The following is a 14327-nucleotide window of genomic DNA, read 5'->3' as shown; positions in this document are numbered from 1 at the left end:
TGAGACAATCTCTTCCGGCTTCAGTCGCTTGTTTGCCATTCTTAGTCCTCCGTTTCCTAACCTTAACGGTGGACCCATTCAGATGGGGAGGCTCAAACCGGCTTGGCAGTAGGATGGGCTTGCAGCTCTTCCATGCGGCCCTTCCGGAAGGTGTTCACCCCGGCATAGGTCCACAGGTTCGTGCGGTTGCGTCCGAACTTGCCAAGCTGGACATTGTTGCGGTGTGCCGCCTTGCCAGTGCCGAAGACAAAGATGAACTCATGTTGCGAACGATAGAGCCCTCCCATGCCACCGTTGGTCTTGGCCCAGACACAGACATTCAGCCATTGATCGAAGGTCGCAAGAGCGGCTGACCGGATCTCGCCAATATGGCGCCAATCCATACAAGCAAACCATACAGCCCCATCTCTGCTGTGCTTGGTGCAGAACGTGAATGTCACTCGCAAGAAGCGCTCGAAATCCTCTTCACTCATCTCCCCAGAGGCTTCCGCAAATTCGCGGTGCTGAACCTTGCCGCTACCGCACACGTGTCCGGAGATCGGCACATTGTAGGGTGGGTCCGTAAACCCAAGATCCGCCACAGCACCATCCATGAGGCGCGCATAGTCATCTGCGTTCCGGGCATCGCCACAAAGCACCCTGTGGGCCCCAAGAATCCACAGATCCCCGGTGCGGCAAATGGGTGACTTGGTTGTGTCTGGCTCCAACACCACTTCCTCAGGAATGTGATCGACCTTGGCATTTTCGATGATCAGATCAATCTCGGGGATCTCGAAGCCGGTGGTTTCCAGATCAAAGTCAAGGTCCATCTCCGAGAGGTCCGTCAGTTCTGAGGCCAGGAGCTCCATGTCCCAACCTGCGCTCAGTGCAATCTTGTTGTCGGCCAGCATCAGGGCCCGTTTCTCTGCGGCGTTCAGGTGGGTGATCCGGATGGCCGGGACTTCACAAAGCCCCATTTGCAAGGCGGCCGTCAGCCGCCCATGTCCGGCGATGATGTTATCTTCGGCATCGATCAGAACTGGGTTGGTGAACCCAAAGGCTTCAATGCTGTCGGCAATCTGTCGGATCTGTTTCTTGTCATGGGTGCGCGCATTGCGCGGTGATGGTTTTAGGGTATGCGGGTCTATCCGTTCTAAGTGATAGGTCATAACCAGTTTCCTTAGCTGGTGCGAACCGCACGGAATGCGGGTGCAAAAAGAAAGGGAGCGCAAAAGTGCGCAGCGATGTGTTTGAATCGTTCGCTCAGAAACAGGTCATCCCGACCTACGTGAACTTGCCCATCCCGGACCTGCGACCACCCACCCATAATGGTGATGGACATCTCCTCATCCGAGGCCCTTCTGCCACAACCATCTCGGCCGGGGGCTTTTGCCAGAGGCAGGGTGCGCATCCCGCGCCAACACCGGCCAGTCTGGCCTCGACAGGTGTCATTCCCATAAAGTCATCATCACATATAACTCTCAATGCGCAAAGAGTTTTTTCCATATATGGAATCCACCCCCTGCGCTGCCACAACATATAGGGGCAGCTGCCCCTATTTCACGTTCCACCTCGCGGAATCTCGGAGTTTTAGACTGGACTACCCACCCAAACCACGCATCACTGGTCACACGCCCGCGCTTGTCCGGGCTCTCCTCGGTAGCGGCGGTTCACACCGCAAAACTGCACAGGAGAAACCCATGATCTTACCCAAACTTGATGAGATTGATGCTTTGGATCGTTGCGCGCTGCGCGTAGCCTGGCGCGAGGTTGTGCCGCGATCCGCGCCACCCCGCATGAGTCAGGTGTTCATGCGCCGGGTTTTGGCTTTCGATATCCAGGCGCAACTCTATGGCGGCCTGCCAAAGAACTTTCTTCGAGACCTCGACAAAGCCGCGAACGGCAAGACCGCTTCTAGTAAATCCCCTGGCCTCAAACCCGGCTCCCGCCTTTTGCGCGAGTGGAATGGGGTCACCTATGTGGTGGATGTCACCGAAGAGGGGTTTGTCTGGAACGCCCGAACCTACCGGTCTCTCTCCAAGATTGCCCACATGATCACCGGCACCCATTGGTCCGGGCCGCGTTTCTTCGGCTTATCCAAGGGATCGCCCAAATGACGTCGCCTCGCAAAATCCGCTGCGCCATCTACACCCGCAAATCCTCCGAAGACGGTCTGGATCAGGACTTCAATTCTTTGGATGCGCAGTTTGAGGCCTGCACTGCCTATATCGCCAGTCAAAAACATGAGGGCTGGAAGTGCCTCAAGGAACGCTATGACGATGGCGGCAAGTCAGGCGGCACGCTAGAGCGCCCTGCCCTGCAGCGCCTTCTGGCAGACATTGAAGCCGGGCGCATCGACATGGTTGTTGTCTACAAGATCGATCGCCTCACACGGGCCCTGTCGGACTTTGCAAAGCTGGTGGATCAGTTTGAAGCAGCAGAGTGTTCTTTTGTATCCGTCACCCAAGCCTTCAACACATCTTCTTCCATGGGCCGCCTCACATTGAATGTGCTTTTGTCCTTTGCCCAGTTTGAGCGTGAAGTGACCGCCGAACGCATTCGCGACAAGATTGCCGCGTCCAAAAAGAAAGGCCTCTGGATGGGAGGCGTTCCACCGCTTGGCTATGATCCCCATCCCGACAAATCCCGGCGTGAACTTGTGCTGAATGAAGCCGAAGCCCGGACCGTGCGCAAAATATTTGCTCTCTATGATGCACACGCGTGTCTCAATGTCGTGACCCGGAAAGCTGAAGATGGGGGACTGCGTTCCAAGCATCATCACTTTTCAACCGGTCGCCAACAAGGCAACCGCCCTTTCAGTCGTGGGCAGATCTATCATATCCTGCGCAACCCAACGTACTTGGGGCGCATTCGCCATAAAGAGAAGTCCTTCCCCGGGTTGCACCAAGCCATCATTGATCAGGCCCTCTGGGACAAGGTGCAGAGCAAGTTGGAATCCGCGGCCGTCCGCAGGAGAGGTGTTAAAACCATGTATCAAAAAGGCGCTCAAACCGGGGCCGCCTCTTTGCTTGGAAAGTTTCGCGACGAGACCGGCGATATGTTGACACCGTCCCATTCGAAAAAAGGCAATCGGCGTCATCGCTATTATGTCTCCAACCGCCTGGTCTCAGGTAAACCGGATCCGTCAGGCTGGCGATTGCCGGCCAAGGCGTTTGAAGCCGCCGTGTCCACAGCCGTGGTCGAGCATCTGACAGCGGCTGCCAATCGGCATGAGGTTCTGGTTACTGAGGATTTGGCGGAGCTGAATGAGGCCGCTGAGAGGACTCGCAGATTGGCGAGCCGCATTGAACAGAATGGGGCTGGTGCAGCCGCAAGCCTCATAGACAATGGAAACCTCGGAAAGGGATGCATCCAAATTAATCTATTCCCGCAAGCGCTCTCGCAGGCCCTCGAACATTCACCTTCCAAACTCAACTCCTCCTTGTTGCACATCAAGGCCCCGTTTCATTGCCGACGTCGTGGCGCGGAGTTGAAGATCATTGCAGGTACAGTCTCACCCATGCCGGACAAGGCCATGATCCGCGCCCTGCGCAATGCCCATGCCTGGGTCGGGCAGATGAAAGCAGGATCTTCCATCCGGGAGGTTGTGGCCCGGGCCAAAAAGTCCGAAAGCTACGTCTCGCGTATCATTCTTCTGGCCTTCCTCTCACCACGCATCCAGAAGGCCATCATGGACGGCACCCAGCCTCTGTCTTTAACGCTGGAAACACTTGTCAAATCGCGCATTCCACGGGGCTGGAATGACCAGGAGACACTGTTTGGGTTTGGCCCCAACTCCTGACCCGGAAATCCCTCCCAGACCCCCTTCCCTGTTCTTTCCCTAAATTTCCCTGATCGACAAAAGAAATTCCCTGTAAAGGCTCAGGAAATTCCCTGTTCCAAGTTCTAGGGAAATCGCACTCTAAGCCATTGTTTTACAGCCATATTATTCATGCCAAATTGGGCGAATCCGGCCAATATCGAAAAAATTCCCTGTAAATTCCCTGTTAACAGGGAAATCCTGCCCAAACCCCACCGGCAAAACCAGCCAACAGAGACCAACGGGAAATCGCGCTCAAAATGACCTGAAAAATGTGTCTGAGGGAATATCCGAGGTTGCCAAGCCTCGGAAATTTGGGGTATAAATCCCGCAAATTACCCAACAATAACAATGCGTTAGGTGGGTGGCGGAGGAACAGGGATTCGAACCCTGGGAAGGCGTTAACCTTCGTCGGTTTTCAAGACCGGTGCATTCGACCACTCTGCCACTCCTCCGACAAGCACTGATTAAAGCGATCAATTTGCTTCTGCAACCCCAAGAAAGGGGAAAAATCGCCGATGCATGAACACGGACTTTCCTTGAATGCCCCATGTCGCTACACTGCGCGCCAACGCCACACGTTTAGCGCGTGGGCATCCGTCGAAAATCGACGATATTTGCGGCAATGACCGCGGACAGGCAAAGGGCAAAGCATGACACGCACCAACACCCCGATCCGGACAGGTAAAACACGCCTTGTCGCGATCCTTTTGGCCGCAACCGCATTGGCGGCTTGTGAGGACGGTCAGGAGTTTTCCCTTTTTCAACCCAAGGCTGAAAGCGAAGGCACGGCGACCGAAGGACAAACAACCAAGCTGATAGAACGAGACGTTGAGGCTCCGGATGTGTTTTCGGTTACCGAAGCGGGCCTGTGGGACGGTCGTCCATCGCTGGGCGGTGTGTGGGCTGCACATCCGGATGTCAAGGATCCCGAGCGGGTCATCATCCGCAACCAAACCAATGGTAAGTTTGTCATTGGTGCCTTGTTCCGCCGCGAACGGGACATTCCCGGCCCGCGCACTCAGATTTCGGCTGACGCCGCCGAAGCTCTTGGCATGCTGGCAGGACAGCCCGTAGAGCTGAATGTCACTGCGTTGCGCCGTGAAGAAGTGCCCGCGGAACCCACCGAAACAGCCGCAGCGGCCGCAGCACCAGCCAGCGTTGAGGAAGAAACCCTTGATCCGATAGCCGCCGCATCTGCAGCGGTTACCAGCGTTGAAGCTGCTGCCAAACCACCAACCCAGGAAGTCACATCCGAAACTGCACCCGCGCCCGCATCCTCTTCTCTGGACAAACCTTATATTCAGATCGGGATTTTCTCGGTCGAAGCCAATGCAAAAAATGCCGCAGATCAGATGCGTAGCAATGGCATGGTGCCACTGGTCAAGAAGATCGAAAGCAAAGGCAAAGTTTTCTGGCGTGTGCTTGTTGGACCTGCCTCTACAAAATCCGAACGCAGTCAATTGATGAAGCAAATCAAATCGACTGGATTTACTGACGCATACGCTGTGTCGAACTAGTCCAAAATCTGACGGAGAGACCAATGCCCCGGGCACTGTACCGCCTTTTCGCTGCCACCCTCATGATGATCCTGACGGTGGCACAAGTTGCCGCGTTTGAAACCAAAGCCAAGGCCGCGTTTGTCATGGACCAGGGCACAGGGACGGTTCTGCTGTCCAAGAACGCGGATGAACCTTTGCCGCCAGCCTCGATGTCCAAGTTGATGACATTGTTCATGGCGTTTGAAGCGGTCCGCGACAACCGATTGTCCATGGAAGAGCACCTGTCTGTATCTCAGCACGCCATGAACTACGGTGGCTCGACCATGTTTCTGGACACCACCGACAAGGTTAAGGTCGCAGACCTTTTGCGTGGGATTATCGTGTTGTCCGGCAACGACGCCTGCGCCGTGATCGCCGAAGCGCTGAGCCCTGACGGAACCGAAGCCGGTTTTGCCCGCCTGATGACGCGCCGCGCACGACAATTGGGGATGGACAACTCGACGTTCGTGAATTCGAACGGCTGGCCTGCGCCGGGTCATCGTATGTCCATGCGCGACCTTGCTATTCTCGCCAATTTGTTGATCACCGATTTCCCCGAGTTTTATCCGATGTTTGCCGAACAGGAATTTGCTTTTGATGGCCGCTCCCCTGGCAATTCACGCAACCGCAATCCATTGCTTGGATTGGGAGTCGGCGCTGATGGGCTCAAAACCGGACACACGTCCGAAGCGGGCTACGGCCTGGTGGGATCTGCGATGCAGGGTGATCGTCGGGTGATCTTTGTGATCTCGGGGCTGGAAAGTGCTCAGGCGCGCGCTGAAGTATCCGAACAAATTGTCAACTGGTCCTTCCGCCAGTTTACCGAAACAACAATTGTACGCAAAGGCGATCGTCTGGGGGAGGCAGGCGTCTGGATGGGAAAGGACCTACGCGTCCCGCTGGTCTCCGACGAGGACGTAACGATCCTATTACCAGTGCTGGGCAGCGATAATGTTCCCGCTGAGATCATTTACCACGGTCCGGTTCAGGCCCCCATTGTGGAAGGTCAGGAAATGGCAAAGCTTGTGATCCGCCCTGAAGGATTGCCCGAAATTCAGGTGCCTTTGGTGGCTGAGCGCTCCGTGCCCAATGGCGGCTTTGGCGTAAGGCTCAAAACGGCGGCCACGGTTCTGATGAAACAGTTTGGCCTTGGCGCTGAGCAGCCCGTCGAGGGCAATTCGTGACAGGCATGGGACGGTTCATTACATTTGAAGGGATTGATGGGTCCGGTAAGTCCACCCAGATCCAATTGCTGGCCCAGACGCTGGCCTCCAAGGGTTACGAAGTGGTGCTAACCCGCGAACCGGGCGGATCACCGGGCGCAGAAGACATTCGAAAACTGGTGCTGGAAGGCGACCCTGATCGCTGGTCCGCCGAAACCGAAATTCTTTTGTTTACGGCGGCACGACGCGATCATCTGGAGCGCACGATCCTGCCAGCGTTGGCGGCCGGAAAAATCGTTCTGTGCGATCGCTTTGCAGATTCTACGCGAATGTACCAAGGGCTATCACGTGGCGACTTACGCGGCGTGGTAGACCAGCTGCACAGCCTGATGATCGGGCGCGAACCTGACCTAACCATTTTGATCGATATGGACCCGGCGACGGGATTGGCCCGCGCAAAGTCACGCCAAACGGCCGAAGAACGGTTCGAAGATTTTGGGCAGGCCCTGCAAGAGCAGATGCGCAAAGGGTTTCTTGCTTTGGCCAAACAATACGCCGACCGCTTTCGCATCATTAACGGTGCTCAGGGCATTGACGCTGTGGCCGAAAGCATTGCCAACGCCGTGATGGCGGAACTGAAATGAGCGACATCTCTGACCTTCCCGAGGCTGATCGGATCGACGGGGCCCCGCACCCGCGCGAGACCGAACACCTGATAGGTCAGATCCCGGCGGAACAGGGTTTTCTTGAGGCCTTCAATTCGGGGCGTCTGCACCATGCTTGGTTGCTGACAGGCCCACGCGGCGTTGGCAAATCGACACTGGCATGGCGCGTCGCGCGTTTTCTGCTGGCCACACCAATCCAGGAAGGTGGCGGCCTGTTTGGTGACGCACCGCCTTCCTATGACTCGCTGGAAATTTCTCCCCAACACCCTGTTGCGCACCGTATTCAGGCCCGATCCGAGCCCGGATTGTTTTCCATCACCCGCAGCGTAAATGAAAAGACCGGCAAATTGCGCGACATGATTGTCGTGGATGACATCCGGGGTCTCACGCATTTTCTGACCATGTCCGCCGCCGAAGGCGGGCGCCGTGTGGTGATTGTCGATGCGGCGGATGACATGAACGTAAACGCAGCCAACGCATTGCTGAAAATGCTCGAAGAGCCCCCCGCGTTGACCACAATCTTTCTGATCGCCCACCAACCCTCGCGGCTGTTACCAACGATCCGGTCGCGATGCCGCGAACTGCGCCTTAACGCCCTTAGCCCGGATGACATGAGCGCCGCTCTGGCTCAGGCAGATGTTGATGTCGACGGCTCCCCTGCTCTCGCGGCCCTGTCAACAGGGTCAGTCGGTGAAGCGATGCGCCTGTCCCGATTGGGTGGATTGGCAATGTATCAGGAAATTGTCAGCATCTTTTCGGCCTTGCCTCAGGTGGACCGGCCGCGTGCTTTGAAACTGGCCGAAGCTGCGGCCACACGTGGCGGCGAGGACAAGTTTGAACTGCTGTTGACCATGTTTGACACGTTTCTGGCACGACTGGCGCGCACGGGTGCTGCCGGATCGGCCCCAACACCCGAAGCGGCGCAAGGTGAGGCTGACCTGATGCTGCGCCTGTCCGCCAGCCCTCAACAGGCCCGCGCCTGGGCCAGCATTGCGCAAGAGATTTCCGAGCGCACGCGCCATGGCCGGGCCGTCAACCTTGACCCTGCCGCCCTAGTCCTAGATACGGTTTTCAAAATCACTGAAACCGCATCGCGTTAAAAATGTCCGATATCCCCCAAGTCACCGACAGCCATTGCCACCTGGATTTCCCCGATTTTGATGGGAAAATGGACGAAATCATTGCGCGTGCAAAGGCGGCTGGCGTCACCCGTATGGTCACGATCTGCACACGTCTGCGCAACGAACCCAATGTTCGCGCCATTGCCGAAGCCCATGCGCCGATTTTTTATGCGGCGGGCACCCACCCGATGAGTGCTGCAGAAGAACCTTTGGCCACGTTGGACGACCTGATCGCGCTGTCCAAACATCCGAAATTCGTCGGGATCGGCGAAACCGGACTTGATTATCACTACACTGCCGACAGCAAAGACATCCAACAACAGTCATTGCGCGTGCACATCGCAGCAGCGCGTGAAACTGGCTTGCCGTTGATCATCCATTCGCGGGATGCGGACGAAGACATGGCCCACATCCTGACCGATGAAATGGCAAAAGGCGCCTTTGGTTGCGTCATGCACTGCTACAGTTCGGGTCCCGAATTGGCGAAAACGGCTGTTGATCTTGGGTTTTTTCTGTCGATGTCCGGCATCGCAACATTCCCACGCAGCCAGGAAGTACGCGATATCTTTGCCGCCGCCCCGGTTGATCGCATTCTCGTCGAAACTGATGCACCCTACCTTGCACCGCCGCCCCACCGCGGACGCCGTAATGAACCCGCCTATACGGCGCTGACGGCACAAGTCGGCGCTGAAGTGTTCGGCATGGATTACCCGGATTTTGCCGCCCAAACCCAAGCCAACTTTGATCGCCTGTTCTCCAAGGCCGCACAGTATAGGGTGCTTGCATGAACGCGCGGCTAACCTTTACGATACTGGGCTGTGGGTCGTCCGGCGGCGTTCCGCGCCTCGGTGGCCATTGGGGAGATTGCGACCCGAACAATCCCAGAAACCGTCGCAGCCGCTGTTCAATGCTGATCGAACGCGAAACCGACGCGGGCAAAACTTCGGTCCTGATCGACACCTCGCCGGACATGCGCTCGCAATTGCTGGACGCAGGCGTCGGACGGCTTGATGCCGTCGTCTACACACATTCTCATGCAGATCACGTGCACGGCATCGACGATCTGCGCATGGTGGTGTTCAACATGCGCGAAAGGCTGGACGTCTGGGCCGATGGCGCGACACAAGACGCCCTGTTTTCACGGTTCGGCTATGCCTTTGTGCAGCCCGAAGGCTCGCCCTATCCGCCGATCCTCGATATGCACACCATCAAAGACGACGTTGAGATTACCGGCGATGGGGGCACCATCACCCTCACGCCAATCAAAGTTGGCCACGGCAGCATTGATGCTTTGGGGTTTCGGGTGGAAAACCTTGTTTACATGCCTGACGTTGCCGAAATTTACGACGACGCATGGCTGCAGTTGCAGGGGCTTGATTGCTGGGTTCTGGACACTTTGCGCCGCTCACCGCATCCAACCCATTCGCATTTTGACAACTCGCTCGCGTGGATTGCACAGGCCGCACCTCGCCGCGCTGTCCTGACCAACATGCACATCGATCTTGACTATGATGCCGTCGAGGCCGAAACCCCCGACCATATCAGCGCCGCCTACGACGGGATGCGCATCACCTACGAGCTTTAGGTCGATGCAAACGCTGATCACGGTCATCCTACCCGTCTTTCTCGTGATCGGTTTTGGGTATGCCGCTGCGTGGCGCGGGTTGTTTTCCGAGGAAAACGTGAACGGGCTGATGCGGTTTGCCACCAACTTCGCCGTTCCTGTGCTGTTGTTCCGCGCGATTGCCCAGCTTGAACTCTCAACCGAGTTTGATTTGGCTCTGTTAGGAAGCTTTTACACCGGCGCCTTCCTCAGCTTCTGTGCCGGCCTTTTGGGCGCGCATTACCTTTTTAAACGCGGCTGGGAAGACAGTGTGGCCATTGGCTTTATCTGTTTGTTCTCAAATTCTCTTCTGCTTGGTCTGGCCATCACCGAACGCGCCTTTGGAGTCGAAGCCCTGACCGGCAACTACGCGATTGTCGCCATCCACTCACCGTTTTGCTACGGGCTTGGGATCACCGCGATGGAAATCGTGCGCGCGCGCGGAAAATCTCCGGCTGTGATCGTGCCTACCGTGCTCAAGGCGATGTTCAGCAACGCATTGATCGTTGGTATCGCTTTGGGGTTTGCCGTCAATTTGTCGGGCCTGTCACTTCCCGAACCGGTTTGGGTGTCCGTAAACCTCATGGCTTCGGCCGCCTTGCCTGCGGCGATTTTTGGCATGGGCGGGGTTCTGTATCGCTACCGTCCCGAAGGGGATTTTCGACTTATCGCTTATTGCTGCATCGTCAGCCTCATTTTACACCCCACGATTGTTTTCACACTGGGCTCATGGAACGGGTTTAGCGTGGAGAGCATGCGGTCTGCGGTCCTGACCTCATCGATGGCACCGGGCATCAATGCCTATCTGTTCGCCAATATGTATGGCCACGGCCAGCGCACCGCCGCCTCAACCGTTTTGATCGGAACAGCGACATCCATTTTGACGGTTTGGCTCTGGCTTAGGGTGTTGCCCTGACGCCAGACCTGACCTCGCGTCTCTGTGACTTGCGCCTCGGGTCAAGGAAACCCATCTTACCTGCACTCACAAGCAGGAGAACGCCATGCCAGATCCCATTCGTGTCGACATCATTTCTGACGTGGTTTGCCCATGGTGCATCGTCGGTTTTCGCCAACTTGAACAAGCCGCCGAAGCCACGGGAGTTCAAATCGAAATCTATTGGCACCCGTTTGAACTGAACCCGGACATGCCGCCCGAGGGTGAAAACCTGCGTGATCACATCATGCGCAAATACGGCAGCACGCCCGCACAATCCAAACAGGCCCGCGAAAGCCTTCAGGGGGTTGGGGTACCATTGGGGATAGAATTTCAGTTCAATGATGACAGCACCATCGTCAATACTTTTCAGGCCCATCAACTGCTGCATTGGGCACAGGACTTTGGCAAAGCGCAGGACTTGAAGCTCGCCTTGTTCGACGCCTATTTCACGAAAGGCCTTGATGTATCGCTGCCCGGCGTTCTGGCCGACGTCGCTGGATCAGTAGGGCTGGACACAAAAGAGGCACTGGCTGTTTTGCAGGACAATCGCTTTGCCGACACCGTGCGTGAAAAACAAAGCTTCTGGACCTCGCGCGGCGTGTCCAGTGTGCCAACAATGGTGTTTGACGCACGTCACGCCACATCCGGTGCGCAAGGCGCGGAAACCTTTGCCCGCGTCCTGACCCACCTGGCAAGTGAAAAGGGCGCCGCCTGATTGGCAACGCCCCTGTCTCACTCTCTTGGTATTCTCAGGCGGATGATGCGTCTCGCGCAACCATCCAGCGCGCCAACTTCCAGCACAGGAATGCAATCAGAAAGCCCAGGTAGCCATCAATGGCATAATGCCACGCCAGCATGACTGAACCGATCATGATGACGGCACAGAACACAGCCAGCAAATGGCCCGCCCAGCGTCTCCAGCTATAGGCGTAAAACATCAGCAACGCAGATGAGGCAACATGCATGCTTGGCATTGCGGAAATGCCCCGCGCACGGCCGTCGGCCACATAGCCGTCCCACAGCATCTGATGCACATCTAATGCCATCACCGGGCTGATTTCGTGAAACTTGTGTAGCGTATCCACCAGCGGCGCAAAGGTGCCACCAAATCCAAGGGCTTCGTAATAGACAGGCCCCGCAGACGACAACAGGGTCGCAACCACGTTGCCGCCGATGAACCATGTCAGCACAAATGCCACCAGATAAGTATAGGCTTTGGCACGGTCCGCTTTGGAGTAACAAGCCGCAAGCACCGCAAAATACACCAGAAACAACCACCCGTGATAAAACAGATTCACAACGGTGGTGATCGTTGGCGTCCCAATCAGACCCATCACGATGCGATACGGATCAATACCAAAGTGCAGTGCACGGTCCCATTCGGCAAAGGTAACGTCCCACGAAAACGGATTGATGAATGGTATGGCAAATTTCAGATAGGAAAACGCACTGAAAAAGACGATAAACAATCCCAGCGACGCGGTGCCTGTCAGCATTCTGTCTGCATCCAGAAATACTCTTTTCACATCTTGAATCATGGTCTGCGTTGGGCGCTTTGGGCGAACCACCACAGCCAAATGCACAAACCGCCCAAGCATCAAAACAATCAAAAAGGCCGGTATCACGGCGCCAAGCAAGGACAGCATCCAGCTCAGCATATCGATTTCAAAAGGCACACCCAGTATTCGGCTAACCACAACCGCTGCCAGCACCGGCACGGTTATCAAAGCCACCAGCAAACGGTTTTTCGCAATAAACCGCGGGAGACTCATCGGAGCCCTGGAAATATCTGCCTGCATCGTCATGGCACACTGCCCTCCTGAAATGCCTTTCGCCAAATATGCCGATGAAAGTGGCAATCCTTGGGCAAGAAGGGGGAAGGTTTGCGAGACGTGTCGCCGGCGATTACAGTAAGCCGGGATCAATACAGCTGCGTTTTATACCAATTTTTTTGCAATTCCGGGTCGGTTGTTATCGAAGGATCACTGGCAAAGCAGAACAGATTTCCAGACTTTGAATTCCTCCAACAATCCATGAAATAGACCATGTCTTCGTTGCCTTGATAAAACTTCTGCACCAACCATTTACGGGCTGACTCAGAGTCGTAGCGCGCAACTTTATGACCGTTGATTTCCGTGTCATTCTTGACCACGGTTTTGGCGCCTGAAGGCCACCGGAATCCTTCAATGCGCGTGCGCACAAGGTTCTCGTCCACCGACAAATCTCTTTCCATCAAACAGGCTTCATCATCGGATAGCGTTCCCTGACCGTCGTTAAGAGCAATCACAAAACACCGCCCCTTGAAATTGATCCTTTCCTGCTCTCCTGACACGGCACGGATTTCCATGTCCGGGTCATTTACCCGGGCCAATGAACGAATAGGTGTTTTGGCGGGAAAAAGAACATAGGCGGGAAAATCCTCATAGCTATCCCCCATCGACACCCAGATCGTTTGCCTCAGGGCTGGGTCTTCCCAATCTGGCATGTGGCTATCAAACCTGACTTCGCAACCTGTGACCAATTCCTGGCGAAACCCGTCTGCCATCACGCCCGTGTATGACGGCCCCAAACCATCAGAAGAGTCCTCAACATCGATGCGGATATCGATGCCGGAAAAGGTTGCGCCCGGAAAATTCGGCTCGTCAAAGAATTTTGTCTCGCCGTTCATGCAGGCACGCAAAAGCGAAAGCTTTGTCAGCTTTTCGGGAGACACCGTTGGGACCACATCAATGTTCCAGCGCGCCGCCTTGGCCACTGTATCCACGTAAAGCATTTGATCCGACGGCGTCGCCAGCATGTCGACCAGCAATGAGCGGGGAAATTCGCGAGGCGGCATCAGTTGCAAAATTTCGGCCATACTTTGGGACGCCAGATTATAGGCCTTGGCGACGGTGCTTTCGTCGTATTGCCCCTTTGGAACCGTCAGGGCCGTCGTGTGAAACCCCAGTTTTCCCAATGGGTGAAGTTTTCGATCCGGGTGATCGCCACGATCATTCTCGTCGTTTCGACGCCCCCCCCATAAAGGCAAGCGCGCAGGCGGACTCACATTGGGCTCCTTTATCGATTGCTGTGCCACGCCGGGTCTCAATCAACAGTTCCGCCAGCCTGACACCTTCAACCAGAGAGCCTCCGGGACTATCCAGACAAAGCCGCTTTCCATTAGCGACGCGACGATCTTCCAAAACGGGCTTGATTCTATCCGCGTCGCCGCGTTCCAGAACGCCGCGAAGTGTGCCGAAACAATACATTTCCGGCACTTCCGTCATTTCCAGCTCTGCCGCAAGTACGACCTTTGAATTGAGTGCGACCCCAAGAACCGCAACGCTTGCCAAAAGGCTCAATGAAAACTGAAACTGATTTGAGGTCATGCTTTGCATCTCCAGAAATGTCAGTGGTCGGGAAAAGAGATCCACCCGATACATCTTAGTAAGGAAATGCCCGGTTCAGCAATTGCAACCTTTGCAAACCTTGCATTGGCCCCGCAATACAAACGTCAAA

General features: G+C 55.8%; 14 protein-coding genes and 1 tRNA gene. 10 read left to right on the top strand and 5 right to left on the bottom strand.

What is annotated here, in order from left to right:
- Window positions 1–92 precede the first annotated feature (92 nt).
- Window positions 93–1148, bottom strand: a complete 1056-nt coding sequence (locus BUC32_RS05675; protein ID WP_073250475.1) for a site-specific DNA-methyltransferase — start codon at window positions 1146–1148, stop codon at window positions 93–95.
- A gap of 531 nt (window positions 1149–1679) precedes the next feature.
- Between BUC32_RS05675 and BUC32_RS05665 the strand changes: the two genes are divergently transcribed.
- Together BUC32_RS05665 and BUC32_RS05660 are read left to right on the top strand one after the other, a co-directional pair.
- Window positions 1680–2096, top strand: coding sequence for a DUF2924 domain-containing protein (locus BUC32_RS05665; RefSeq protein WP_073250470.1), 417 nt, complete (start codon window positions 1680–1682; stop codon window positions 2094–2096).
- The gene (locus tag BUC32_RS05660) at window positions 2093–3781 is read left to right on the top strand and encodes a recombinase family protein (RefSeq protein ID WP_073250467.1); all 1689 of its coding nucleotides are present in this window, start codon (window positions 2093–2095) and stop codon (window positions 3779–3781) included. The genes BUC32_RS05665 and BUC32_RS05660 overlap by 4 nt, the downstream gene beginning before the upstream one ends.
- A 383-nt stretch (window positions 3782–4164) precedes the next feature.
- Here the strand turns inward: BUC32_RS05660 and BUC32_RS05655 are convergent.
- Window positions 4165–4254: transfer RNA gene (locus tag BUC32_RS05655), tRNA-Ser, on the bottom strand.
- A 198-nt stretch (window positions 4255–4452) separates the two neighbouring features.
- Here BUC32_RS05655 and BUC32_RS05650 point away from each other — a divergent pair.
- The 8 genes from BUC32_RS05650 to BUC32_RS05615 all read left to right on the top strand — a co-directional run bounded on the left by BUC32_RS05650 (window position 4453) and on the right by BUC32_RS05615 (window position 11544).
- Complete coding sequence (locus BUC32_RS05650; protein WP_073250464.1) at window positions 4453–5319, top strand: SPOR domain-containing protein; 867 nt, start codon at window positions 4453–4455, stop codon at window positions 5317–5319.
- 23 nt (window positions 5320–5342) lie between these two features.
- Window positions 5343–6524, top strand: a complete 1182-nt coding sequence (locus BUC32_RS05645; RefSeq protein ID WP_073250460.1) for a D-alanyl-D-alanine carboxypeptidase family protein — start codon at window positions 5343–5345, stop codon at window positions 6522–6524.
- Between the two features lie 5 nt (window positions 6525–6529).
- Window positions 6530–7147 carry a dTMP kinase gene (tmk, locus tag BUC32_RS05640; protein WP_073250519.1) on the top strand — a complete coding sequence of 206 codons (618 nt, stop codon included), beginning with the start codon at window positions 6530–6532 and terminating at the stop codon, window positions 7145–7147.
- Window positions 7144–8268 carry a DNA polymerase III subunit delta' gene (locus BUC32_RS05635; protein WP_073250456.1) on the top strand — a complete coding sequence of 375 codons (1125 nt, stop codon included), beginning with the start codon at window positions 7144–7146 and terminating at the stop codon, window positions 8266–8268. The genes tmk and BUC32_RS05635 overlap by 4 nt, the downstream gene beginning before the upstream one ends.
- Before the next feature lie 2 nt (window positions 8269–8270).
- Entirely contained in the window at window positions 8271–9077 is an 807-nt protein-coding gene (locus BUC32_RS05630) for a TatD family hydrolase (protein ID WP_073250454.1), read from the top strand.
- Entirely contained in the window at window positions 9074–9874 is an 801-nt protein-coding gene (locus BUC32_RS05625; protein ID WP_073250450.1) for an MBL fold metallo-hydrolase, read from the top strand. The genes BUC32_RS05630 and BUC32_RS05625 overlap by 4 nt, the downstream gene beginning before the upstream one ends.
- Before the next feature lie 4 nt (window positions 9875–9878).
- On the top strand, window positions 9879–10808 hold the full coding sequence (locus tag BUC32_RS05620) for an AEC family transporter (protein WP_073250448.1): 930 nt from the start codon (window positions 9879–9881) through the stop codon (window positions 10806–10808).
- A gap of 85 nt (window positions 10809–10893) precedes the next feature.
- Complete coding sequence (locus BUC32_RS05615) at window positions 10894–11544, top strand: DsbA family oxidoreductase (RefSeq protein ID WP_073250445.1); 651 nt, start codon at window positions 10894–10896, stop codon at window positions 11542–11544.
- 34 nt (window positions 11545–11578) lie between these two features.
- Here BUC32_RS05615 and BUC32_RS05610 read toward each other — a convergent pair whose 3' ends face one another.
- The 3 genes from BUC32_RS05610 to BUC32_RS05600 all read right to left on the bottom strand — a co-directional run bounded on the left by BUC32_RS05610 (window position 11579) and on the right by BUC32_RS05600 (window position 14197).
- Entirely contained in the window at window positions 11579–12634 is a 1056-nt protein-coding gene (locus BUC32_RS05610) for a phosphatase PAP2 family protein (protein ID WP_083599251.1), read from the bottom strand.
- A gap of 116 nt (window positions 12635–12750) precedes the next feature.
- Window positions 12751–13875 carry a hypothetical protein gene (locus BUC32_RS05605; protein ID WP_139280647.1) on the bottom strand — a complete coding sequence of 375 codons (1125 nt, stop codon included), beginning with the start codon at window positions 13873–13875 and terminating at the stop codon, window positions 12751–12753.
- On the bottom strand, window positions 13820–14197 hold the full coding sequence (locus BUC32_RS05600) for a hypothetical protein (RefSeq protein WP_139280646.1): 378 nt from the start codon (window positions 14195–14197) through the stop codon (window positions 13820–13822). Before BUC32_RS05600 ends, BUC32_RS05605 begins: the two co-directional genes overlap by 56 nt.
- Window positions 14198–14327 lie beyond the last annotated feature (130 nt).

Origin of the sequence: Shimia gijangensis (genome assembly GCF_900142085.1) — a bacterium.
GTDB lineage: Bacteria > Pseudomonadota > Alphaproteobacteria > Rhodobacterales > Rhodobacteraceae > Shimia > Shimia gijangensis.
The sequence above is the reverse complement of the archived record's forward strand: the minus strand, read 5'-3'. Positions and strand labels throughout refer to the sequence as shown.